This is a genomic window from Pantoea sp. AG1095, from assembly GCF_003208415.1.
Lineage (GTDB): Bacteria > Pseudomonadota > Gammaproteobacteria > Enterobacterales > Enterobacteriaceae > Pantoea > Pantoea leporis.
Window position 1 is genome coordinate 113,776 of sequence record NZ_QKMJ01000001.1, and the last position, 23,196, is coordinate 136,971.

General features: G+C 53.4%; 22 protein-coding genes. 12 read left to right on the plus strand and 10 right to left on the minus strand.

Features of this window, described 5'->3' with window-relative positions; all coding sequences use genetic code 11:
* Positions 1–184: 184 nt before the first annotated feature.
* From asnB to nagB, 5 genes are all read right to left on the minus strand, one after another.
* Positions 185–1,852: an asparagine synthase B gene (gene asnB / locus DEU53_RS00580; protein ID WP_110865723.1), complete on the minus strand. Its 1,668-nt coding sequence runs from the start codon at positions 1,850–1,852 to the stop codon at positions 185–187.
* A 317-nt stretch (positions 1,853–2,169) separates the two neighbouring features.
* Complete coding sequence (locus DEU53_RS00585; RefSeq protein WP_036649098.1) at positions 2,170–2,922, minus strand: HAD-IIA family hydrolase; 753 nt, start codon at positions 2,920–2,922, stop codon at positions 2,170–2,172.
* A gap of 41 nt (positions 2,923–2,963) precedes the next feature.
* Positions 2,964–4,184, minus strand: a complete 1,221-nt coding sequence (locus tag DEU53_RS00590; protein WP_101763239.1) for an N-acetylglucosamine repressor — start codon at positions 4,182–4,184, stop codon at positions 2,964–2,966.
* 7 nt (positions 4,185–4,191) lie between these two features.
* Entirely contained in the window at positions 4,192–5,340 is a 1,149-nt protein-coding gene (nagA, locus tag DEU53_RS00595) for an N-acetylglucosamine-6-phosphate deacetylase (protein ID WP_110865724.1), read from the minus strand.
* Positions 5,341–5,401: 61 nt separating this feature from the next.
* Positions 5,402–6,202 carry a glucosamine-6-phosphate deaminase gene (gene nagB / locus DEU53_RS00600; protein WP_110865725.1) on the minus strand — a complete coding sequence of 267 codons (801 nt, stop codon included), beginning with the start codon at positions 6,200–6,202 and terminating at the stop codon, positions 5,402–5,404.
* A 342-nt stretch (positions 6,203–6,544) separates the two neighbouring features.
* Between nagB and nagE the strand changes: the two genes are divergently transcribed.
* The 3 genes from nagE (at position 6,545) to DEU53_RS00615 (ending at position 11,023) form a co-directional block, all read left to right on the plus strand.
* On the plus strand, positions 6,545–8,572 hold the full coding sequence (gene nagE, locus DEU53_RS00605; protein WP_110866427.1) for an N-acetylglucosamine-specific PTS transporter subunit IIBC: 2,028 nt from the start codon (positions 6,545–6,547) through the stop codon (positions 8,570–8,572).
* Positions 8,573–8,724: 152 nt separating this feature from the next.
* Positions 8,725–10,392 (plus strand): glutamine--tRNA ligase, encoded by a 1,668-nt coding sequence (gene glnS / locus DEU53_RS00610; protein ID WP_110865726.1) that lies wholly within the window; start codon positions 8,725–8,727, stop codon positions 10,390–10,392.
* 235 nt (positions 10,393–10,627) lie between these two features.
* A complete protein-coding gene (locus tag DEU53_RS00615; protein WP_101763235.1) occupies positions 10,628–11,023 on the plus strand; it encodes a hypothetical protein in 396 nt (131 codons plus the stop codon).
* Between the two features lie 60 nt (positions 11,024–11,083).
* Here the strand turns inward: DEU53_RS00615 and fur are convergent, their stop codons facing one another.
* From fur to ybfF, 4 genes are all read right to left on the minus strand, one after another.
* The gene (fur, locus tag DEU53_RS00620) at positions 11,084–11,533 is read right to left on the minus strand and encodes a ferric iron uptake transcriptional regulator (RefSeq protein WP_007890672.1); all 450 of its coding nucleotides are present in this window, start codon (positions 11,531–11,533) and stop codon (positions 11,084–11,086) included.
* Positions 11,534–11,887: 354 nt separating this feature from the next.
* A complete protein-coding gene (fldA, locus tag DEU53_RS00630) occupies positions 11,888–12,418 on the minus strand; it encodes a flavodoxin FldA (RefSeq protein WP_110865727.1) in 531 nt (176 codons plus the stop codon).
* Between the two features lie 137 nt (positions 12,419–12,555).
* Positions 12,556–12,831 carry a LexA regulated protein gene (gene ybfE, locus DEU53_RS00635; protein ID WP_007890670.1) on the minus strand — a complete coding sequence of 92 codons (276 nt, stop codon included), beginning with the start codon at positions 12,829–12,831 and terminating at the stop codon, positions 12,556–12,558.
* Positions 12,832–12,998: 167 nt separating this feature from the next.
* Entirely contained in the window at positions 12,999–13,763 is a 765-nt protein-coding gene (gene ybfF / locus DEU53_RS00640; protein ID WP_110865728.1) for an esterase, read from the minus strand.
* 248 nt (positions 13,764–14,011) lie between these two features.
* On the opposite strand from ybfF, the gene seqA reads away from it, so the two are divergent.
* Positions 14,012–14,551: a replication initiation negative regulator SeqA gene (gene seqA / locus DEU53_RS00645; RefSeq protein ID WP_110865729.1), complete on the plus strand. Its 540-nt coding sequence runs from the start codon at positions 14,012–14,014 to the stop codon at positions 14,549–14,551.
* Between the two features lie 24 nt (positions 14,552–14,575).
* Positions 14,576–16,216, plus strand: coding sequence for a phosphoglucomutase (alpha-D-glucose-1,6-bisphosphate-dependent) (pgm, locus tag DEU53_RS00650; protein WP_110865730.1), 1,641 nt, complete (start codon positions 14,576–14,578; stop codon positions 16,214–16,216).
* Positions 16,217–16,255: 39 nt separating this feature from the next.
* Here the strand turns inward: pgm and kdpE are convergent, their stop codons facing one another.
* Positions 16,256–16,930: a two-component system response regulator KdpE gene (gene kdpE / locus DEU53_RS00655; protein ID WP_110865731.1), complete on the minus strand. Its 675-nt coding sequence runs from the start codon at positions 16,928–16,930 to the stop codon at positions 16,256–16,258.
* Positions 16,931–17,176: 246 nt separating this feature from the next.
* Here kdpE and DEU53_RS00660 point away from each other — a divergent pair, with 246 nt between their 5' ends.
* From DEU53_RS00660 to pxpA, 7 genes are all read left to right on the plus strand, one after another.
* Complete coding sequence (locus tag DEU53_RS00660; RefSeq protein WP_008107019.1) at positions 17,177–17,377, plus strand: YbfA family protein; 201 nt, start codon at positions 17,177–17,179, stop codon at positions 17,375–17,377.
* 152 nt (positions 17,378–17,529) lie between these two features.
* A complete protein-coding gene (locus tag DEU53_RS00665) occupies positions 17,530–18,486 on the plus strand; it encodes a 2-thiouracil desulfurase family protein (protein WP_110865732.1) in 957 nt (318 codons plus the stop codon).
* Between the two features lie 12 nt (positions 18,487–18,498).
* Positions 18,499–19,926, plus strand: a complete 1,428-nt coding sequence (gene phrB / locus DEU53_RS00670) for a deoxyribodipyrimidine photo-lyase (RefSeq protein ID WP_110865733.1) — start codon at positions 18,499–18,501, stop codon at positions 19,924–19,926.
* A gap of 18 nt (positions 19,927–19,944) precedes the next feature.
* Positions 19,945–20,688, plus strand: a complete 744-nt coding sequence (locus DEU53_RS00675; protein WP_110865734.1) for a type 2 GTP cyclohydrolase I — start codon at positions 19,945–19,947, stop codon at positions 20,686–20,688.
* A gap of 174 nt (positions 20,689–20,862) precedes the next feature.
* Positions 20,863–21,519 carry a 5-oxoprolinase subunit PxpB gene (gene pxpB, locus DEU53_RS00680; protein ID WP_110865735.1) on the plus strand — a complete coding sequence of 219 codons (657 nt, stop codon included), beginning with the start codon at positions 20,863–20,865 and terminating at the stop codon, positions 21,517–21,519.
* Positions 21,513–22,445: a 5-oxoprolinase subunit PxpC gene (gene pxpC / locus DEU53_RS00685; RefSeq protein ID WP_110865736.1), complete on the plus strand. Its 933-nt coding sequence runs from the start codon at positions 21,513–21,515 to the stop codon at positions 22,443–22,445. The genes pxpB and pxpC overlap by 7 nt, the downstream gene beginning before the upstream one ends.
* Positions 22,435–23,172 carry a 5-oxoprolinase subunit PxpA gene (gene pxpA / locus DEU53_RS00690; protein WP_110865737.1) on the plus strand — a complete coding sequence of 246 codons (738 nt, stop codon included), beginning with the start codon at positions 22,435–22,437 and terminating at the stop codon, positions 23,170–23,172. Before pxpC ends, pxpA begins: the two co-directional genes overlap by 11 nt.
* The last annotated feature ends 24 nt before the right edge of the window (positions 23,173–23,196 follow it).

Genomic DNA, 23,196 nt, shown 5'->3' on the forward strand with positions numbered 1-23,196 from the left:
GGGGCGCATTATGCGTATTGAGTCTTGTAGCGTCAACAATTTTTTTGCCGTTTTTCGCCTTAAAACGCCTGTTTGTCTGGCTTGTAACCAGGCTGGTGATTTATTCGGCTAATTTCTCAGGTTGTACGAGGGATTGCATAAAAAAGGGGCTCGAATGAGCCCCATATCTTGTTGAGTAAAAACCTTATTTATACGCGGACTGATGCACACCTACGGCGCGACCAGAAGGGTCATCCATGGATTTAAAGGCTTCATCCCACTCGATCGCTTTAGCCGAAGAACAGGCCACTGATGGACCGCCTGGCACACACTCTGCGGCGCTGGCGATCGGGAACAATTCCTCGAAGATCTCGCGATACAGATACGCTTCTTTCGAGTTCGGCGTGTTGTACGGGAAGCGGAAGTGCGCAGTCGACAGCTGTTGATCGGTGATTTGCTTCGCCGCCACTTCTTTCAGCGTATCTATCCAGCTGTAGCCCACACCATCAGAGAACTGCTCTTTCTGACGCCACGCCACGCTCTCCGGCAGGTAAGAAGAGAAGCATTCGCGCAGGATGTGTTTTTCCATCTTGCCGTTGCTGCCACAGAGTTTGTCTGCCGGGTTGATGCGCATCGCCACGTCGAGGAATTTCTTGTCGAGGAACGGCACACGCGCTTCCACGCCCCAGGCGGACATCGCTTTGTTGGCGCGAGCACAGTCAAACATGTGCAGAGCCAGCAGTTTACGTACGTTCTCTTCGTGGAATTCTTTGGCGTTTGGCGCCTTATGGAAATAGAGGTAGCCGCCAAAGACTTCATCCGCACCTTCACCGGACAACACCATTTTGATGCCCATCGCTTTGATCTTACGCGACATTAAATACATCGGCGTAGAGGCGCGAATGGTGGTCACATCATAGGTTTCGATGTGGTAAATCACGTCACGGATCGCATCCAGGCCTTCCTGCACGGTGAAATGGATTTCGTGGTGCACGGTACCGAGGTGTTCTGCGACTGATTTCGCTGCTTTCAGGTCTGGAGAACCTTCCAGGCCAACCGCGAAGGAGTGCAGCTGCGGCCACCATGCATCGCTCTTATCCGCATCTTCAACACGTTTCGCAGCAAAGCGTTTGGTCACGGCAGAGATGATGGATGAGTCCAGGCCGCCAGACAGCAGAACGCCGTAAGGCACGTCAGACATCAGGTGACTTTTTACTGACTCTTCCAGCGCATGTTTCAGCTCGGCGGCATCCGTGGTGTTGTGCTCAACAGCGGAATATTCCATCCAGTCACGCTGCCAGTAACGACGGATTTCACCATCGGCGCTCGACATGTAGCTTCCCGGCGGGAATTCTTTGATGCTGCGACACACCGGCACCAGCGCTTTCATCTCGGAAGCGACATACAGGTTGCCGTGCTCGTCGTTGCCCATATACAGCGGGATAATGCCGATATGGTCGCGACCAATCAGATATTGTTGCTTCACGCTGTCCCACAGAATGAAGGCGAACATGCCTTGCAGCTCGTCGAGGAAATCGACGCCTTTTACCTGATACAGCGCGAGGATCACTTCACAGTCAGAACCGGTCTGGAAAGCGTAACGATCGCTCAACTCAGCACACAGCGCTTGATGGTTGTAAATTTCGCCGTTAACAGCCAGTACGTGGGTGTGGTCAGCGTTATACAGCGGCTGTGCGCCGTTGTTAACGTCAACAATCGACAGACGCTCATGCACCAGAATGGCTTTATCATCCGCATAAACACCTGACCAATCCGGGCCGCGGTGACGCATCAGACGAGAAGATTCCAGCGCTTTCTTGCGCAGCTCAATAGGATCGCTTTTCAGATCCAGCACACCAAAAATTGAACACATAACTGACTCCTGATCTCACCTTGTGGCGAAGTTATTTCTACGTTTGTCCGGCAGCCTTGGCTGCGTGATGTATAAGAAAATGCGCTAAATGGCGGTGTTAGTGCAAGTAAAATTGCGATTCTTTGATAAAAAGAATATTGATGGGCAATAAATATTGAATATTATTCAATTAATACGTGTTTATTTTAGATGCCATCTAATGAAACTGCATTATCGTTCGTTTTGTAGGCATAAGGCGAGCGGTAAAGAAAGGCATAACCACAGAAAAAACAAAAGCCCTGCATAAGCAGGGCCATAAGAAGAGGTAATGGCTGGAATCAGAACAGGTCGATATCGGCGACCGATGGGTAAATCCAATCCGGGCGGAAAGGCATCGCATCAATATCACTCAGTGTGGAAACGCCAGACAGCACCAGAATGGTTTCCAGACCCGCCTGGAAGCCTGCCAGAATGTCTGTCCGCAGGTTATCGCCGACAATGACCGTCTCTTCCGAATGCGCATGCATTTTGTTTAACGCCGCGCGCATGATGTATGGACTCGGTTTTCCGACGTAAAACGGTTTACGGCCGGAGATGGTTTCGATACCGGCGCAGAGTGCTCCGCAGGCAGGAACAAAGCCGCGTGCATGTGTATCGGGATTAGTGGCGATAAAGCGGGCGCCATTGGCCACGAAGAAAGCGGCTTTATGCATCATTTCCCAATTGAAGGAGCGGGTTTCGCCGACGATAACGAAATCTGGATTAACGTCGGTGATGGTGAAGCCAGCTTTATACAGTTCATGAATCAGCGCACCTTCGCCAATTACGTAGGCTTTTTTCCCTTCCTGACGGCGCAGGAAATCTGCGGTGGCCATCGCCGAGGTGTAAAACACCGAATCCGGTACGTCAATGCCGGCGTTGGCAAAGCGGTTCGCCAGATCCAGCGCGGTTTGCGAAGGATAGTTGGTCAACACCACCAACGGCATATCCTTCGCCAGAATGCGCTGCAGAAATTCGTTCGCGCCGGGAACGGCGGTATTGTCATGCATCAACACGCCGTCGATGTCACAGATTACGCTTTTAATCGTCATAGATTGCATCCGGTCGGGCCTGCTTGACAGCAGGCTGGTGATTACTCTTCCAGCAGATGTTGCAACAAAATGCCATTCAGCATTGCGCGTTTTGCTAACGCAAAGGCGCCAATCGCCGAGCGATGATCGAGCTCGGAACGCACCACCGGCAGATTTTTACGAAAGGCAGGCAGCGTCTGCGTATTGATACACCCTTCAATAGCAGGAAACAGTACTTTATCGGCTTCAGTGATTTCACCGGCCAACACCACTTTTTGCGGATTGAACAGGTTGATGGCGATAGCAATCGCCTTGCCTAAATAGCGGCCGACATGTTCAATCACTTCGCACGCCAGCGCGTCGCCATGATTAGCGGCGCGGCAAATCTGCGGCATCAGGCAATCATTCAAGGTTAATGAGCTGGGATAGCCTTGATTCAGCAAGTGACGCACGCGGTTTTCAATCGCGCCGTTAGCCGCAATGGTTTCCAGGCAGCCAAAGTTGCCGCAGTGACAACGTTCACCCAGCGGATCAACCTGAATATGGCCAATCTCGCCCACGTTGCCGTTACTGCCGAGGAAAATGTGACCGTTGGCGATGATTCCGGCACCGGTGCCGCGATGCAAACGCACCAGAATGGAGTCTGCGCAATCGCGACTTGCACCGAAGTAGTGCTCGGCCAGCGCCAGGCTACGGATGTCATGACCAACAAAGCTGGTGACGTTGAAGCGTTTTTTCAGGCTGGAAACCAGCGGCCAATGACTTACCGCGATGTGCGGCATGTAGCGAATGATGCCGTTAATGGGATCGACCAAACCGGGCAGAATCACCGAGATAGCAATCAGTTCATGAATCTTACGCTGATGCGCGGCCATAAAGGCGCTGATGGCATTGAACAGCGCGTTCTCCAGCGTTTCCTGCGTGCGCTCGGGCAGCGGATAATCTTCCTGCGCCAGCGATTTTCCGCTCAGATCAAACAGCGTCAACGTCGCGTCATTACGCCCTAAGCGCACGCCGATAGTATGAAAATGACGGGTTTCAGTAATGATGGAGATCGCGCGACGCCCACCGGTGGAGGCTTGTTGCTCCACCTCTTTGATGAGGCCGCGCTCAATGAGCTGGCGGGTAATTTTGGTGACACTGGCGGGCGCAAGCTGACTGTGTTCGGCAATCTGAATGCGCGAAATTGGCCCCTGCTGATCGATTAGCCGATAAACGGCTGCACTATTGAGTTGTTTAACAAGATCAACATTTCCTATTTGAGACTGGCCGCCAGTGGTCATTCAATGCTTACTCGCTGAGGACGTTGTCTCCGTTGACGAACGTCTTAGTGATTTGATAATCGCGGGTAAAGACAGTCAGGTTGGCGACTTTTCCTGCTTCGACCGTGCCTAACTGCTTCTCCACACCCATCGCCTGCGCTGGATAGAGCGTCGCCATACGCAGCGCTTCATCAAGAGCGATACCGCAATGTTCAACGCTGTTCTGCACCGCTTCAATCATGGTCAAGGCAGAACCGCTGAGCGTACCGTTCTCGTCAACGCACAGGCCATCGCGATAGTATATTGTTTTGCCTGCAAAAATAAATTGATCAATCGATGCGCCCGCCGGTGCTGTGGCATCCGTCACTAACACCAGTTTGTCGCCTTTAATGCGTTTTGCATTGCGCACATTAGCGTAATGGACATGTAAACCATCCGCAATGATGCCGCAGTATACATCAGGCGAATCAAACAGCGCACCGATCAGACCTGGCTCACGTCCAGCGAAGGTTGGCATGGCATTGTAGAGATGCGTAGCAAAGCTGACGCCCGCGCTGAAGCCAATTTTTGCTTCTTCATAGGTCGCGTTGGAGTGACCCGCTGACACGATGATGCCGGCATCACGCAGCTGACGAATCACCTCACTGCCCGCATTTTCAGGTGCCAGCGTGACTTTAGTGATGACGTCGGCATTGGCGCAGAGGAAATCCATCAGCTCGGCATCCGGCAGGCGAATCAATTCAGGATTGTGCGTACCTTTTTTAGCTTTATTCAGCCACGGACCTTCCAGATGCAGGCCGATTGCCTGATTCTGATGCTTGGCCAGGTAAGCGCGCATGGTTTCGACTGCGCGTCTCATCAGCGCATCGGTGCTGGTAATCAGCGTTGGCAAATAGCTGGTGCAGCCTGATTTCTCGTTGGCGCGCTGCATGATCTCCAGCGTTTCAACGCTTAACGCATTGATGTCATCATTGAACTGCACGCCGCCGCAGCCGTTAAGCTGCAAATCAATAAAACCAGGAGCGATAAACGCACCAGCCACATCCTGCTGTGCAATTGCCGCGTCCAGGGCATCACGCGGACACACGCGCTCAATCAGGCCATCTGCAATCACAACTGCATGATTGTCCAGAATTTCATGACCAGTAAAAATCCGGCCGTTCACTAATGCGTACATCGTTTCTCTCTCCCGGCTAAGCCTGCTGCCTAAAAGCAGCAGGTTTTGTTACAACGTGTTTTCACACACCTTTCATATTTTCCGCTTCCATTTCGCGGAAATATTTCACGGTTTTCACTTTCAGTTCCATGGTGGCTGGCTCGTCACATACCACGACAGATTTGGCATGCAGCTGCAGGCAGCTGATGGTCCACATGTGGTTGACGTTACCTTCAACCGCAGCCTGCAGCGCTTGCGCTTTCAGGTGGCCGGTAACCAGAATCATCACTTCTTCAGCATCCAGCAGCGTACCGACACCGACCGTCAGGGCGTATTTCGGCACCTGATCCACATCACCATTAAAGAAGCGTGAGTTTGCAATACGCGTATCGTGCGTCAGGGTTTTGATGCGGGTACGTGAGGAGAGGGAAGAAGCCGGTTCGTTAAAGGCGATGTGACCATCGTTGCCCACGCCGCCCATAAACAGGTTAATTTTGCCGTAAGCGCGGATCTTCTCTTCGTATTGGCGACATTCTGCGTCAATATCTTCGGCATTACCATTCAGAAGATTGATATTTTGCTGTTGAATATCAACATGATCGAAAAAGTTACGGTACATGAAACTGTGGTAACTTTCCGGATGCTCTTTTGGCAGGCCAACATACTCATCCATGTTGAAGGTGACGACGTGTTTGAAACTAACCTGGCCTGCTTTATGCATGTCGATCAGGTGCTTGTAAGCTTCCAGCGGTGTTCCACCGGTTGGCAGGCCCAGCACGAAGGGACGTTCTGCGCTAGGCTTGAACGCATTAATGCGGTTAACAATGTGGCGTGCAGCCCATTTACCCACTTGGGTCGGTGTGGCCAAAGGGATCAGTCTCATGTCTTCACCTCAATTAAGATTGGAAATGTGGAGTTGCCGTTTCTCTGACAGTTTTTGCCCTTAAGCGTAATGCGTTTAAGCGTAGCCACCAGGGATAAGTGCGACTCGATATTTTTTATCATAAAATAAGTTTGTGGTGCTGGCTAGCATTTCGCATTATCAAACCACCATTTTGGTGATTAAAGTCACAGTTGTAGTGGTTTTAATTTGCGAGGCGAATTAATTTATCTTTACACTGCGCCTCGTGGTGAAAAGTGTCATCAAGGTACCGGGCGACGGGATAATAAAATCAACCTGCGCCACGGCAAAACGCCAGTCTCATAGGGGGAGAATAAGGTGAGTATTCTAGGATATCTGCAAAAGGTCGGCCGCGCGCTTATGGTGCCGGTAGCGACTTTGCCGGCAGCGGCAATCTTGATGGGCGTTGGATACTGGATCGATCCAGATAGCTGGGGCGCAGGCAATGCGCTGGCAGCACTGTTGATCAAATCCGGTTCGGCAATCATCGACAATATGCCAGTGCTGTTTGCCATTGGTGTGGCATACGGTATGTCAAAAGATAAAGACGGCGCTGCAGCGTTAACTGGTTTTGTCGGCTTTCTTGTTGTGACCACACTCTGTTCTCCGGCAGCGGTGGCAATGATTCAGAAGATGCCGGTGGAGCAAGTTCCCGCTGCCTTCGGTAAAATTAATAACCAGTTTGTTGGCATTCTTGTCGGGATTCTTTCTGCTGAAGTCTATAACCGCTTTAGTCATGTTGAACTGCCAAAAGCGTTGTCCTTCTTTAGCGGTCGCCGTCTGGTGCCGATCCTTGTATCGTTCCTGATGATCCTGGTTGCGTTCATTCTGATGTATATCTGGCCGATCATTTTCGGTGGACTGGTAAGTTTTGGTGAGCATATTCAGAAGCTGGGTTCCGTCGGTGCGGGGATCTACGCCTTCTTTAACCGTCTGCTGATTCCTGTTGGCTTACACCACGCATTGAACTCGGTATTCTGGTTCGATGTTGCCGGTATCAACGATATTCCTAAATTCCTTGGCGGCGCGCAGTCTATCGCTGAAGGTACAGGTATCCCAGGCATCACCGGTCGTTATCAGGCGGGCTTCTTCCCAATCATGATGTTTGGTCTTCCAGGTGCAGCGCTGGCAATTTACCACTGCGCACGCCCGGAAAACCGCGCTAAAGTCGGCGGCATTATGCTGGCGGCGGCCTTTGCCGCCTTCTTTACGGGTATCACTGAACCGCTGGAATTCTCCTTTATGTTCGTGGCGCCGGTGCTGTATGTGATTCACGCGGCACTGACCGGTCTTTCAGTTTTCATCGCCGCGAGCATGCAGTGGATTGCCGGTTTCGGCTTCAGTGCGGGTCTGGTGGATATGGTGCTGTCAACGCGTAACCCGCTGGCGGTGCACTGGTGGATGCTGATCCCACAAGGTCTGGTGTTCTTCGTTATCTACTACGTGGTATTCCGCTTCACCATCCAGAAATTCAACCTGATGACGCCGGGCCGCGAACTCTCTGCGGGCGATGAAACCGATGGTTATGACGTCAATGTCGATAACAGCGGCAACGGTGAAAGCCAAACTGAATCTCTGGCGCGTCGTTATATTGCGGCGGTAGGTGGCTCAGAAAACCTGACCAACATCGATGCCTGTATCACACGTCTACGTCTGAACGTTAAAGATTCCGCGCAGGTTAATGAAGGTGTCGCTAAACGTCTCGGCGCTTCAGGTGTGATTCGTCTGAACAAGCAGAGCGTACAGGTTATTGTCGGTACGCAGGCGGAAAGCATTGCAACAGCAATGAAAACCGTACTGAGCAAAGGTCCAGTTGCGGCATCTGCCGCGGCGTCAACGGCTGCTCCTGCTGCTGCAGTAAAACCGCAGGCGGTGCTGAACAGCGAAAAAGCCGTGATCGCTACGCTGCTGGCGCCAGTAACCGGTGACATCGTTGCGCTGGAAAATGTGCCTGACGAAGCATTCGCCAGCAAGGCAGTCGGTGATGGTCTGGCCATCAAGCCAACCGGCAAAACCGTGGTTGCGCCAACCGCCGGAACCGTGGTGAAGATCTTCAATACCAACCATGCGTTCTGCCTTGAGGCGGAAAACGGCGTCGAGATCGTGGTACATATGGGGCTGGATACAGTAGCGCTGGAAGGCAAAGGCTTCACGCGTCTGGTTGAAGAGGGCGCAACGGTCACTGCAGGTCAGCCAATCCTGGAAATGGATCTGGGCTTCCTCAATGCCAACGCCCGCTCGATGATCAGTCCGGTTGTGGTCAGCAATAGCGATGATTTCGCTGGTCTGAATTTACTGGCAACCGGTTCAGTGGTTGCAGGCGAAACTCCGCTGTACGAGGTTAAAGGCTAAGTCCTTGTGATTGAGCCAGAAGGCAGGAAGCGATTCCTGCCTTTTTTGTTTTAAAACGACCAACAAACGGTTGTTTCCCTCCTGCGCTTTGTGGATCATACTCCGTTACTTCGTGGTACAAATCACCCGTTATAGTTTTTGAGGATTTTGAGATGAGTGAGGCTGAAGCCCGCCCAACGAACTTTATTCGTCAGATCATCGACGAAGATTTGGCGAGCGGTAAGCACAACAGTGTGCATACCCGTTTCCCGCCTGAGCCCAATGGTTATCTGCATATTGGCCATGCGAAATCTATCTGCCTGAACTTTGGTATCGCGCAAGACTATCAAGGTCAGTGCAATCTGCGTTTCGACGACACTAACCCAGTTAAAGAAGATCTGGAGTTTGTCGAATCCATTAAGCGTGACGTGCAATGGCTGGGCTTTGAGTGGAGCGGCAACATTCGTTACTCCTCAGACTACTTCGACCAACTGTTCAACTATGCGGTTGAGCTGATCAACAAAGGTCTGGCTTACGTTGATGAACTGTCGGCGGATGAGATCCGTGAGTATCGCGGTTCACTGACGGCGCCGGGTAAAAACAGCCCATATCGCGATCGCAGCGTGGAAGAAAACCTGGCGCTGTTCGAGAAGATGCGCGATGGCGGTTTCGAAGAGGGCAAAGCCTGTTTGCGTGCCAAAATCGACATGGCGTCCAGCTTTATCGTGATGCGCGATCCGGTGCTGTACCGCATTAAGTTTGCCGATCACCATCAGACCGGCAGCAAGTGGTGCATCTACCCGATGTACGACTTCACTCATTGCATTTCGGATGCGATCGAAGGCATTACGCACTCTCTCTGCACGTTGGAGTTCCAGGATAACCGTCGTCTGTATGATTGGGTGCTGGATAACATCACCATTCCGGTTCATCCGCGTCAGTACGAGTTCTCACGCCTAAATCTGGAATATGCGGTGATGTCGAAGCGTAAACTGACTCAGCTGGTGAGCGAGAAGGTGGTAGAAGGCTGGGACGATCCGCGCATGCTAACCGTTTCGGGTCTGCGTCGTCGTGGTTATAGCGCCGCTTCTATCCGTGAGTTCTGCCGCCGTATTGGTGTGACCAAACAGGACAATATCGTGGAGATGGCTTCACTGGAATCCTGCATTCGTGACGATCTCAATGAAAACGCACCGCGTGCGATGGCGGTAATGGATCCGTTGAAAGTGGTGATCGAGAACCTGCCTGCAGGTCACGATGAGATCATCACTATGCCGAATCATCCGAACAAACCGGAGATGGGCACGCGTGAAGTGCCATTCAGCCGTGAAGTGTGGATCGATCGCGCTGACTTCCGTGAAGAAGCCAACAAGCAGTACAAGCGTTTGGTGCTGGGTAAAGAAGTGCGTCTGCGTAATGCTTACGTGATCCGTGCCGAACGTGTGGCTAAGGATGCTGAAGGCAATATCACCTGCATCTATTGCACTTGTGACGTTGATACGCTAAGCAAAGATCCGGCCGATGGCCGTAAAGTGAAAGGCGTTATCCATTGGGTTTCTGCAATCCACGCGCTGCCAGCGGAATTCCGCCTGTACGATCGTCTGTTCAGTGTGCCAAATCCGGGCGCGGCTGAGGATTTCCTCACCACCATCAACCCAAACTCACTGGAAATCAAACAGGGCTTCGTTGAGCCTGGTTTACGTGCTGCCGATTCGATGGCACCGTACCAGTTCGAACGTGAAGGCTATTTCTGTGCTGATAGCGTCTATTCACAGCCCTCCAGGCTGGTGTTTAACCGCACTGTAGGTTTGCGTGATACCTGGGCAAAAATCGGCGATTAATAGTTTTAGTCGCGAGCACGATAAGATCATGAAAGGGCGAGCAATCGCCCTTTTTTATTATCTCAATTTGGCCAGATACGACCTTTTATGCTGCACGCCTCAATCCGCCTTTAATTCCCTATTTGCGACTATTCTGACTTTAGAAAAATTAACCCATTTGGCAGTGTGAAAAACTTTTTTTCAGGTAGGCTATGCGCTCTCAGACGTTGCTCTGCGGCTTATCTAAGGAAAAAAAATGACAACTCTCGCCCAGGAAGCCAGGCATAGCGTGGTGGTTTTACATCAGCTTATTGAACGTATTTTCAATCAGGCGGAAGGCAGCGACGACAGCATTGATCTGTTTTTGTCGCACTTTCATCCCGAGTTCAAAATGGTCACGCCGCAAGGCAAACGATTGGACCTCAATGAAATGGAAGTGCTGTTTCGCCAGTTGCAGGGGCAGCGTGAAGGCATGCGAATTGCCACCAGTGAGCACGCCATCATCTCGCAGCAAAGCGAGGAAGTGACGATTCAGTATCGTGAATTACAGATGATGAACGGCATCAATCAGAGCCGCATTTCACTGGCGGTATTGGATTGCAGCACCGCCATTCCGCGCTGGCGCTACCTGCAGGAAACGCTTGTCGCCTGATTACAGGCATAAAAAAACCGGCTCAAGCGCCGGTTTTTTTATACTGCATAGCACACTCAATTACTTATCGTGTAGCGTATCGTCTTCGCGGCAGTCTCCCAGAGCACAATGACCGTACAGGTACAGGCTGTGGTTGCTGAGCTTAATGCCGTGGCGAGTGGCAATTTCACGCTGACGCGTTTCGATTGATTCATCGCTGAATTCTATAACTTTGCCACAATCCAGGCAGATCAAGTGATCGTGGTGATGCTGCTGAGTCAGTTCGAAGACAGATTTGCCGCCTTCAAAGTTGTGACGGGTTACGATGCCCGCGTCGTCAAACTGGTTAAGAACGCGATACACCGTTGCCAGACCAATCTCTTCGCCCATATCAATCAGGCGCTTATACAAATCTTCCGCACTGACGTGATGGGACTCTGGGCCGGGTCCCTGAAGCACTTCCAGAATTTTCAGTCTGGGTAGCGTGACTTTCAGGCCAGCCTTCTTCAATGCGGAGTTGTTGTCAGTCATGCGGATATTGTCCTGTTACTTTGCTAGTCACTTGCGGCGCAGAGGCCTTGAATGTTTAGGTCAACGCGCATTCTCATTTGCGTCTCATTATAGAACTCAAGCAGTGAAATGAAAACCAAGGCAACGTCCTTAATCACCAAAGGTTGTAAGGATATCGTCACTAACGTCTTCAAGACGCTTGGGTTTTGGATTCCATTTCACTCAGCCTCATTCTACTGCCAGAGGAATAAGCGGATGACCATTGCGGGTATTCTACAGATTTGCGGGGAAAAGTTAAAAAACCGTAGCTATTATTTTTATAGGAAATTCCGTTACCCGATGTGAGGCAGTGCGCACATCGGGCAGAGCAGGGAATTAAGCTTCAATAATCTCTTTCAGCTGCAGTTCATCAAAGATCTGCTTCACCCACTTCTCAACGCGTTCGTTGGTCAATTCCGGCTGACGGTCTTCGTCAATGGCCAAACCAAGGAAGTTTTTGTCATCGGCCAGGCCTTTAGAGGCTTCGAAGTGATAGCCTTCGGTTGGCCAGTGACCGACGATCACCGCACCATTCGGCTCAATGATGTCACGGATAGTGCCCATCGCATCACAGAAGTACTCGGCGTAATCTTCCTGATCGCCACAACCAAACAGCGCTACCAGCTTACCATTGAAATCAATCTCTTCCAGCGTCGGGAAGAAATCGTCCCAGTCACACTGCGCTTCGCCGTAATACCAGGTTGGGATACCCAGCAGCAGGATGTCGAACGCTTCGAGATCTTCTTTGGTGCTCTTAGCAATGTCATGCACTTCGGCGACATCTTTACCCAGTTGTTTCTGGATCATCTTTGCAATGTTTTCAGTGTTGCCGGTATCGCTGCCGAAGAAAATGCCTACGATTGCCATGGGTTAGGTAACCTCTTAAATCCTGATTGTGAAAGTAAGTCAGTTGACTGCACAGTTATGCGAATAATAGCAGACCGGTAAAAAGTGCGGAACGTATAAAGCCGTGACTTTGTGTTCCAGCGTGCGGTCTTCGCGCGTTACGACAGTTTGAGCTGTGCCAGCAGCATTTGTTCAATCAATTCGCTGCGACTGATGTTTTGCTGATCGGCCAGCGTGCTGAGGGCGTCAACCGCCTCGCTCGACATCTTCAGCTCAACACGACGCAGCCCACGCACTTTATCGCGCTTGAGCTGATTGCGTTTGTTGATGCGTAACTGTTCATCACGCGTCAGCGGGCTGGTTTTCGGGCGACCAGGACGCCGCTCGTCTGCGAAGAGATCAAGCGTAGTGCGGTCTGTCTGTTCTTTTGCCATGGTTTGTAAAACTGAGTGGGCGCGAACGGCGGAAAGGCGCTGCGCGATTAAAACATTATCGGCCCGACCACGGCGAAAAAATATCCGTGGCAAATTTTTAGCGCGACATCATACTCCAGCGCCTTCCCTGACGCCAACCCTAAAGCGCAAGCGGCAAGCTTTTGCTTTTACAGGTTAAAAAAACGCCGAACGGCGCGTAACACCGCATCGGGTTTCTCGGCGTGCACCCAGTGTCCAGCACCGCTGATCACATGTGCATGTGCCTGCGGGAACTGACGCAGCAGCGCATCACGATGCTGATTATCCAGATAAGGCGAGTCGCCGCCGCGGATAAACAGCGCCGGATGCGGCCACGCAGGAATCTCTTCCCAGCCGGAAATGGTGCTGTAGTTATCCCACAGCACCGGCACATTAAAGCGCCATTCGCCCTCTGCGAAAGATTTGAGGATGAACTGGATCACGCCTTCTTCATCAATATGCTGACGCATTACTTCAGCGGCTTCGCTGCGGCGCGTGACGCCCGCGGCGCTCACGGCCCGAATAGCGGCAAAAATTTCGTCATGGCGGCGCGTTTGGTAATCAACGGGCGCGATATCGATCATTACCATTTTATCAATACGCTCCGGCGCGATGGCACTGAGTGCCATGGCGATTTTGCCGCCCATCGAGTGTCCGATTACACCCGCGCGATCGATATGGTGCGCATCCAGCGTTTCGACAATGTCCTGCGCCATCACGTGATAATTCATCTCATCGCTACGCGCCGACAAGCCGTGATTGCGCACGTCAACTTGCAGCGTCGGACGTGCATCACGCACCCCACGCGCCAGCACGCCAAGGTTATCAAGGCTGCCAAAAAGACCATGGATCAACAGAATCGGCGTGGCATTAGGGGCAGATTGTTCAGTTTGCAGACGGGCGTTCAAAATCATGGCTAAAGTTCTTACGGTTGTGACCTTGGCTTAGGTTATCATGGATTCACCTGTCCAGCAGTCAGGCCGGTGGGCATTAGGGCATATTCCGACTTTTGCCCGTAAACGTTGCCAACGCTATCGGCTGCCACGGATTTAACTTTATAATCCTTATGTTAGAACCCGCTCACGTTTTGCACGACTGGATTTTGCTAAGGACGTTGCAAGAATGCGTGGTTCTGTCATTTGCCAGAATCGTACGGAAAAAGATGAAAACGATTGAAGTTGACGAAGAACTCTACCGTTATATTGCCAGCCACACGCAGCACATTGGTGAAAGCGCCTCAGATATTTTGCGCCGCATGTTGAAGTTCACCGCCGGACAGAGCGCACCCGCTGCGCCCGCCGCTGGTGCATCAATGAAAGAAGCGCAACCTGCCAGCCGTGAAGCGCGTCCTCAGGATCGCGTCCGTGCGGTACGTGAGCTGCTACTTTCCGATGAATATGCCGAGCAGAATAAGGCGGTTAACCGCTTCATGTTGGTACTGTCAACGCTCTATCGTCTTGATCCTGCTGCGTTTGCTGAAGCTACTGCCTCGCTGCAGGGCCGTACCCGCGTCTACTTTGCGGGCGACGAGCACACGCTGCTGCAAAATGGCACCCATACCAAGCCGAAGCACGTTCCCGGCACACCGTACTGGGTGATCACGAACACCAATACAGGTCGCAAATGCAGCATGGTGGAACACATCATGCTGGCTATGCAGTTCCCACAGGAACTGACAGAGAAAGTTCGCGGCACCATTTAACTGAAGCGTCAGGGAGAAGCGCCAATGGCCAATCACCCCCGTGCCGGGCAGCCTGCCCAGCAGAGCGATTTGATTAACGTTGCACAATTAACCTCGCAGTATTATGTCCTGAAGCCCGATGTGGCGAATCCGGATCATGCGGTGAAATTTGGCACTTCAGGCCACCGCGGTAGCGCGGGACGCCAAAGCTTCAATGAACAGCACATTTTGGCGATCGCGCAGGCGATTGCTGAAGAGCGTAAAAAGAATGGCATCACCGGTCCGTGCTACGTCGGTAAAGACACGCATGCACTGTCTGAGCCAGCGATTCTGTCGGTGCTGGAAGTGCTGGCCGCTAACGGCGTGGACGTGATTGTTCAGCAGGACAATGGCTACACACCAACGCCTGCAATCTCGAACGCGATTCTTGAGCACAACAAACGCGGCGGCACGCAGGCGGACGGCATCGTTATCACGCCTTCGCATAACCCACCGGAAGATGGCGGTATCAAATACAATCCGCCAAACGGTGGCCCGGCTGATACCAACGTTACCAAAGTGGTGGAAGATCGCGCTAACCAGCTGATTAAAGGCGAGCTGAAAGACGTGAAACGTCTGCCGCTGGATCAGGCATGGGCGAGCGGCCACATCGTTGAGCAGGATCTGATCCAGCCATACGTTGAAGGTCTGGCGCAGGTGATTGACTTCGCCGCCATTCAGAACGCCGGCCTGAAAATTGGCGTCGATCCGTTAGGCGGTTCCGGTATTGCTTACTGGCAGCGCATTGCTGAGCACTACAAACTGGATCTGACCATCGTGAACGATGCGATCGATCAGACTTTCCGCTTCATGCATCTGGATAAAGATGGCGTGGTGCGTATGGACTGCTCATCCGAGTGCGCGATGGCCGGTTTGCTGGCGTACAAAGACAAATTCGACCTGGCCTTTGGTAACGATCCTGATTACGACCGTCACGGCATCGTCACGCCTGCGGGTCTGATGAATCCGAACCACTATCTGGCGGTGGCGATTAACTACCTGTTCCAGCATCGCCCGCAGTGGGGCAAAGACGTTGCTGTAGGGAAAACCCTGGTTTCCAGCGCGATGATCGACCGCGTGGTCAACGACATTGGACGTAAGCTGGTGGAGGTGCCGGTTGGTTTCAAATGGTTCGTTGATGGTTTGTTCGATGGCAGCTTCGGTTTCGGCGGTGAAGAGAGCGCGGGCGCATCCTTCCTGCGTTTCGATGGCTCAGCCTGGTCAACCGATAAAGACGGCATCATTCTGTGCCTGCTGGCTGCTGAAATCACGGCGGTAACTGGCAAGAATCCGCAGCAGCACTATGACGAGCTGGCCGAACGCTTTGGTGCGCCAAGCTATAACCGTCTGCAAGCTCCGGCGACTTCTGCACAGAAAGCCGCGTTGTCTAAGCTGTCACCAGAAATGGTGAGCGCAGATACGCTGGCGGGTGATCCGATCACCGCACGCCTGACTGCCGCGCCGGGTAACGGTGCGTCAATCGGTGGTCTGAAAGTGATGACGGAAAACGGCTGGTTCGCCGCGCGTCCATCAGGTACAGAAGACGCGTACAAAATCTACTGCGAAAGCTTCCTGGGTGCTGAACATCGTCAGCAAATCGAGAAAGAAGCGGTTGAGATTGTTAGCGAAGTACTGAAAAACGCCTGATTGGGCAGTGAAGAGAAAAGGCCGCTTCGCGGCCTTTTTTTATGGCATAAATCGATAGCCGATGCCGGTTTCGGTCAGCAAATGGCTGGGCTGCGTGGGATTCGCTTCCAGCTTCTGCCGCAAGTGCCCCATATAGATGCGCAAATAATGGCTGTGCTCCACCGCATTGGGCCCCCAAACCTGATTCAGTAATTGACGCTGGGTCAGCACTTTTCCGGCGTTGTTCACCAGCAAACTCAGCAGACGGAATTCAGTCGGTGTCAGATGCACTTCCTGTTGGTTGCGCAATACACGGCGCGCCGCCAAATCTATGCTCACTTCACCAAATTTCACCACCGGTTCTGGCTGGTTGCTTTGATGGCGACGCAGCGCCACGCGCACACGCGCCAGCAGTTCACCTATGCCAAACGGCTTAGTGAGATAATCATCCGCACCCGCGTCCAGCGCATCAATCTTATCCTGCTCATCGCTCCGTGCCGACAGCACAATCACCGGCATGCTGCTCCATTGACGTACTTCACGGATAAAGTCATTGCCATCACCATCCGGCAAGCCGAGATCGAGGATCACCAGATCCGGCTTACGCGTCGCCGCTTCAATCAGGCCGCGCTGCAGTTGCTCCGCTTCCACAATCTTAAGGCCTTCGCTCTCCAGCGCAAGGCGCACGAAACGGCGAATCTCTTTTTCATCTTCCACTATCAAGATGGTCGTCACGCTGCCTCCAGCGGCAAAAAAGTTAACGCATCACTTTAGCAATAAAGCGGCCCGGCGTCCGTCACGAAGTTTTTAACTTGAATGGATCGTTTGATTCACAATCTTGTAACTAACTTTCATCACCACACAAATTGCTGAAAAAAAGCGCAAATATAGTGGTCGGATGAGTAGTAAAATTACACAACAACGGGTAATATCTGAACCAGATCACATTTCAACGCAATGTTTACCACAAGGGGGCTAAAGATGGATCGCGCATATCCACTGTATAAAATCGTACTGCGCCGCGTGCTGGTGGTAGCAATCGGTTTGCTGGCGCTGCCAGTGATGTTATTCCGCTCAGATCGCGCACGTTTGTACAGTTACCTGCATCGTATGTGGTGCAAAACCAGCACGAAACCCGTCTGGCTGGCGCAGTCTGAAGCGGCTGCCGGCATTCACTGGTAAGCGATTTTAGCGCAGTATTAACCCGGCGACTTCACGTGAAGCGCCGGGTTTTTTTATCGATAATTTTCACGCCCACCACGCGTTCCCGCTGTTATCTCCGCGCATTTCAGCTACACTTAAAACCTCTACAAGATTTATGAGGTTGTACAAGTATGAGCGAGAAAATTCCTGTTGGTATCAGCGCTTGCCTGCTCGGGGATAACGTCCGATTTGATGGTGGCCATAAACGTTTTGCTTTCGCCACGGACGAACTCGTGCCATTTGTGCGCTTTGAACCTGTATGTCCCGAAATGGCGATTGGCTTACCGACGCCACGTCCGGCTTTGCGCCTGGTAAAAGAGAGCGATGAAAACATCCATCTCTGTTTCAGCAAAGATGGCGGCGAAGAGGTGACGGAAAAGATGCAGCGCTGGTCCGCCGAACGCGTGAAGTCGTTACATCATCTGTGCGGCTACATCCTCTGTGCCAAATCCCCTAGCTGTGGGCTGGAACGTGTCCGCGTTTACGAGCCTGAAACCAACAACAATCGTAAAGCGGGCACCGGCATGTTTACCGCATTTTTACAGAAAGAGATGCCATGGCTGCCGCTGGAAGAGGATGGTCGTCTGCATGACGACGCTATCCGCGAAAACTTTATCGGCCGCGTCTATGCGCTGCACGAATTCAACGAAATGTGGCGCAGCGGATTATCGCGCCACAAGCTGATGGCCTTCCATAGTCGCTACAAATTGTTGCTGCTATCTCATGCGCAGGACGAATATCGCGAGATGGGCCGCTTTGTCGCGGCGATGGACCAGTGGGATTCGCTGGAGAATTACGCTTTTGAGTACCGCAGTCGTCTGATGCACCTGATGTCACATCAGGCATCACGACGCAATCACACTAACGTGCTGATGCATGTACAAGGCTACTTCCGTCCGCAGTTGAGTTCGCCGCAGCGTCAGGAGCTGGCGCAACTGATTGATCGTTATCGTCAGGGCGTACAGCCGCTGTTAGCACCGATCACCATGCTGAAACACTACATGGCGGAATACCCGCATCCGTGGCTGGCACAGCAGCGCTATTTTGATCCTTATCCGGAAGCGCTGCGTTTGCGCTACGGCCAATAATTTCGGGGCTTTATGACCACCCATTTAGTTTGGCTGCGCAACGATCTGCGCATCAATGACAACATGGCGCTGGCCGCTGCCTGCCGCGATAGCCAGGCCAAAGTGATTGCGCTGTTTATCGCCACACCGCAGCAGTGGCAGCAACACCATATGGCGCCAAAGCAGGCGGCGTTCATCCAGCAAAATCTCAGCTTGTTGCAGAAGTCATTGGCTGAACGCGGCATTCCTCTGCATTTCCATCAGTGTGATGACTTTGCCGCTTCGATTGAATATCTGGCGAAATTTTGCCAGCAGCAACGGGTTGATGCGCTGTTCTACAACTACCAGTACGAAATCAACGAGCGTGAACGCGATGCGCAGGCGGAGAAACGTCTGGATGCGCAGGGCGTAATATGCCAGGGATTCGATGACAGCTTGCTGTTGCCGCCGGGCAGCGTGCAAACCGGCAGCAACACCATGTTCAAAGTGTTCACGCCGTTCAGCAAAGCCTTTGTTCGTCGTTTACATCAGGGCTTACCGGAGTGCCATCAGGCACCGAAAGCGCGTGATGGTGCGCCCATCAGTATCGAAAAGAAGATTCCCGCTTTTGATTATCCTTGTGAAGCCTTTGATGAAAGTCTGTTCCCGGCGGGAGAAGAGGCGGCGTTAAAACAGCTGCGCCACTTCGCTAAACAGGCGGTGCAGCATTATCCGGATCAGCGTGATTTACCGGCCATTGACGGCACCAGCCGCTTATCGGTTTATTTGACCACTGGTGTGCTGTCGCCGCGCCAATGTCTTCATCGCGTGCTCAAAGAGCATCCCGATGCGCTCAACGAGGGTAAGGCCTTTACCTGGCTGAACGAACTGATCTGGCGCGAATTCTATCGTCATCTGATGGTGGCGTTTCCGGCGCTGTGTAAGCATCAGCCGTTTGTCGACTGGACGCGCAACGTGGATTGGCAGTCTAACCAGGAACATTTAACGGCCTGGCAACAGGGCAAAACCGGTTATCCGATTGTTGATGCGGCGATGCGCCAGCTCAACACGCTCGGCTGGATGCATAATCGCTTGCGCATGATTACCGCCAGTTTCCTGGTGAAGGATCTGCTGATCGACTGGCGTGAAGGTGAGCGTTATTTCATGCAGCAGCTGATCGATGGCGATCTGGCCGCCAACAATGGCGGCTGGCAGTGGGCCGCGTCAACTGGCACCGATGCCGCGCCCTATTTTCGTATCTTCAATCCCACCACGCAGGGCGAGCGCTTTGATAAACAGGGCGAATTTATCCGTCAGTGGCTGCCGGAACTCAGCGAGGTGCCCGACAGCGATATCCATCAGCCGCAAGTGTGGGCGCAGAAAAATAACAAGAAACTCGATTATCCCGCGCCAATCGTGGAACATAAGGACGCACGTAAAAAGACACTAGACGCCTTTGAGCGCGCTCGCAGCGCGGCTTGAGGCGGTCAGGGAGCCGTAATGAATAATGTCGAGTTAGAACAGATCGTTAACCAGCAGCTGAATAACAGCGCCTTCAGCGATTACGCGCCGAACGGTTTGCAGGTGGAAGGGCGCGCCGAGGTGAAAACCATCATCACTGGCGTAACCGCTTGTCAGGCGCTGCTGGATGAGGCGGTGAAGCGCAACGCCGATGCGGTGCTGGTGCATCACGGTTACTTCTGGAAAAGCGAAGCGCCGGTGATTAAAGGCATGAAGCGCCAGCGTCTGCGCACGCTGCTGGCCAATGATATCAATTTGTATGGCTGGCATCTGCCGCTGGATGCCCATCCGGAGTTGGGTAATAACGCGCAGCTGGCGCGTCTGTTTGATATTGCAGTGAAAGGCGAGATTCAGCCGTTGGTGCCGTGGGGCGAGCTGGCACAACCACTGAGTGGCGCGGCGCTGGCGGAAAAAATTGCCCAACGTTTAGGTCGCACACCGCTGCACTGTGGTGATAACGCGCCGGCATTGATCAAGCGCGTTGCCTGGTGCAGCGGCGGCGGTCAGGGCTTTATCGATAGCGCGGCAGCCTTTGGCGTCGATGCCTTTATTACCGGCGAAGTCTCCGAGCAAACCATCCACAGCGCGCGCGAACAAGGTTTGCACTTCTTTGCCGCCGGACACCACGCGACCGAACGCGGCGGCATCAAGGCCCTGGGTGAATGGTTAGCTGCCCATCATGGCCTTGATGTGACCTTTATCGACATCGACAATCCGGCCTGATTTCTCCTCTCTCACGCCCTTAACCTGCGTTAAGGGCGCAAATCTGTTGACACATCTCTGTCACTTTCGCATAACTTATGGCCTTTACGCATAAACGAGAAGTTCGTTCGCTATCAATGGCGATCCTGCAACATTCGTTCTGCGACATGTAAGACTTTTACCAGGAGGTTGTTTTTGCAACGAGCACGTTGTTATCTGCTAGGTGAGCGCGCGGTGGTGCTGGAATTGGAGCCACCGGTTTCGTTGACCAGCCAGCAGCGCATCTGGGGATTGTGTCAGCGACTGCAGCAAAACGAGCAGGTTGAGGAAGTGATTCCTGGCATGAACAACCTGACGTTGCTGCTGCGCGATCCGCAACGCAATGCATTGGACGCGATTGAGCGTTTACAGCGTTGGTGGGAAGAGAGCGAAGCGCAGCTGCCGGAATCGCGCCGCGTCGAGATTCCAGTTGTGTACGGCGGCGCAGGCGGGCCGGATCTGCAGGAGGTGGCGGAACTCGCCAACATGACGCCCAGGCAAGCGGTAGAACTGCACAGCAGCATCGATTACGTGGTCTATTTCATCGGCTTCCAGCCTGGTTTCCCTTATCTCGGCGGCCTGGATGAGCGTTTACACACGCCACGCCGCGCTGAACCGCGCGTACTGGTGCCGAGCGGCTCGGTGGGCATCGGCGGCAGCCAAACCGGCATCTATCCCTTAGCCGCGCCCGGCGGCTGGCAACTGATTGGCCATACGCCGCTCAGCCTGTTCGACCCGCTTCAGCATCCGCCGACACTGTTACGCCCCGGCGATAGCGTGCGTTTTGTGCCGCAGCAGGAGGGCGTATGTTGAAAATTCTCCGCGCGGGCATGATGACCTCGCTGCAAGACCACGGCCGCACCGGCTTCCGCCAATATGGCATCAGCGTGGGCGGCGCGCTCGATCAACCGGCAATGCGCACCGCCAATATGCTGGTGGGCAACCCCGAGCAGAGCGCGGTGCTGGAAATCGTGCTGGGACAATTTAAAACGCAGTTTACCCGTGATGGCTGGTTTGCGTTGACGGGCGCGGGCTGCAATGCCGATCTGGATGGCAAACCGGTCTGGACCGGCTGGCGTCTGCCGGTGAAAAAAGGGCAGGTGCTGACGCTGGCAACGCCCACGCGCGGCATGCGCAGCTATCTGGCGATCAACGGTGGTTTTGCCGTGCCGGACATGCTCGGTTCGGTCAGTACCGATCTCAAGGCAGCGTTTGGCGGCTGGCAGGGACGTAAATTGCAGGATGGCGACGAGCTGCCGTTGGGTAAACCGACGCGCGACTTCAAAGATAAAGCCGGCGTGCGTCAACTGCTGTGGGGCAACCGCATCCGCGCCTTAGCGGGCCCGGAATATAACGAGTTCTCGCGTGAGGCGCAGCAGGGTTTCTGGCGCAGCCCGTGGAAGCTCAGTCCGCAAAGTAATCGCATGGGTTATCGCCTGCAGGGACGTCAACTGCATCGCGATGCGACGCGCGATTTGCTGTCGCACGGTTTAGTGCCTGGCGTGGTACAGGTGCCGCCCAATGGTCAACCGATTGTGTTGATGGCGGATGCACAAACTACCGGCGGCTATCCGCGCATTGCCTGCATCATCGAAGCCGATCTTTATCATCTGGCGCAAATTCGTCTCGGCGAACCGATTCACTTTATCCACTGCACGCTGGAAGACGCGATACACGCCAAACAGCATCAACAGCGTTCCTTCGACCAAATAGCCTGGGGATTGGCCCATGAAGATTGATCTTAACGCCGATCTCGGCGAAGGCAGCACCAGCGATCGGGAGCTGCTGACGCTGGTGAGTTCAGCCAATATCGCCTGCGGCTTCCACGCTGGTGATGCGCAAACCATGCTGCAATCGGTGCGCTGGGCGAAAGCGTCGGGCGTGGCGATTGGCGCACATCCGAGTTTCCCCGATCGGGAAAACTTTGGCCGTACCGCCATGCAGCTGCCGCCGGAAACGGTGTATGCGCAGATGATCTACCAGATTGGTGCGCTGAAAAGCATTGCGGAGAGCGAAGGCGAACGGCTGGTACACGTCAAGCCGCACGGCATGCTGTACAACCAGGCGGCGGGCGATCCGCAACTGGCGGATGCCATCGCGCGCGCGGTAAAAGCCGTGGATAGCGGATTGATTCTGGTCGGATTGGCGGGCAGCGCGTCGATTGCGGCGGCGGCGCATCATGGTCTGCGCACCCGCGAAGAGGTGTTTGCCGATCGCGGCTATCTGGCGAGCGGGGCGTTAGTGCCACGCAGCCAGCCGCAAGCGATGATTGAAGATGCCGATCAGGCGCTGGCGCAAACGCTGGCGATGGTGCAGCAGCGTCAGGTGCAGAGCATCAGCGGAGAATGGGTCAAGGTTAACGCCGAAACCGTCTGTTTACACGGTGATGGCGCACATGCGCTGCAGTTCGCCCGCACGCTGCGCGCGGCATTTGCGACCAGTCAGATTGCGGTCACCAGCGCATAACGTTTTTACTCATTGCCCGGCATC

Coding starts and splice junctions, on each gene's coding strand:
- fldA (WP_110865727.1), bottom strand. CDS start 12,418: ATGGCAATCGTAGGCATTTTCTTCGGCAGCGATACCGGCAACACTGAA.
- DEU53_RS00675 (WP_110865734.1), top strand. CDS start 19,945: ATGAATAATGTCGAGTTAGAACAGATCGTTAACCAGCAGCTGAATAAC.
- ybfE (WP_007890670.1), bottom strand. CDS start 12,831: ATGGCAAAAGAACAGACAGACCGCACTACGCTTGATCTCTTCGCAGAC.
- pxpC (WP_110865736.1), top strand. CDS start 21,513: ATGTTGAAAATTCTCCGCGCGGGCATGATGACCTCGCTGCAAGACCAC.
- phrB (WP_110865733.1), top strand. CDS start 18,499: ATGACCACCCATTTAGTTTGGCTGCGCAACGATCTGCGCATCAATGAC.
- ybfF (WP_110865728.1), bottom strand. CDS start 13,763: ATGATTTTGAACGCCCGTCTGCAAACTGAACAATCTGCCCCTAATGCC.
- pxpA (WP_110865737.1), top strand. CDS start 22,435: ATGAAGATTGATCTTAACGCCGATCTCGGCGAAGGCAGCACCAGCGAT.
- pgm (WP_110865730.1), top strand. CDS start 14,576: ATGGCCAATCACCCCCGTGCCGGGCAGCCTGCCCAGCAGAGCGATTTG.
- nagB (WP_110865725.1), bottom strand. CDS start 6,202: ATGAGACTGATCCCTTTGGCCACACCGACCCAAGTGGGTAAATGGGCT.
- seqA (WP_110865729.1), top strand. CDS start 14,012: ATGAAAACGATTGAAGTTGACGAAGAACTCTACCGTTATATTGCCAGC.
- asnB (WP_110865723.1), bottom strand. CDS start 1,852: ATGTGTTCAATTTTTGGTGTGCTGGATCTGAAAAGCGATCCTATTGAG.
- DEU53_RS00585 (WP_036649098.1), bottom strand. CDS start 2,922: ATGACGATTAAAAGCGTAATCTGTGACATCGACGGCGTGTTGATGCAT.
- DEU53_RS00665 (WP_110865732.1), top strand. CDS start 17,530: ATGAGCGAGAAAATTCCTGTTGGTATCAGCGCTTGCCTGCTCGGGGAT.
- glnS (WP_110865726.1), top strand. CDS start 8,725: ATGAGTGAGGCTGAAGCCCGCCCAACGAACTTTATTCGTCAGATCATC.
- fur (WP_007890672.1), bottom strand. CDS start 11,533: ATGACTGACAACAACTCCGCATTGAAGAAGGCTGGCCTGAAAGTCACG.
- DEU53_RS00660 (WP_008107019.1), top strand. CDS start 17,177: ATGGATCGCGCATATCCACTGTATAAAATCGTACTGCGCCGCGTGCTG.
- nagA (WP_110865724.1), bottom strand. CDS start 5,340: ATGTACGCATTAGTGAACGGCCGGATTTTTACTGGTCATGAAATTCTG.
- DEU53_RS00615 (WP_101763235.1), top strand. CDS start 10,628: ATGACAACTCTCGCCCAGGAAGCCAGGCATAGCGTGGTGGTTTTACAT.
- DEU53_RS00590 (WP_101763239.1), bottom strand. CDS start 4,184: ATGACCACTGGCGGCCAGTCTCAAATAGGAAATGTTGATCTTGTTAAA.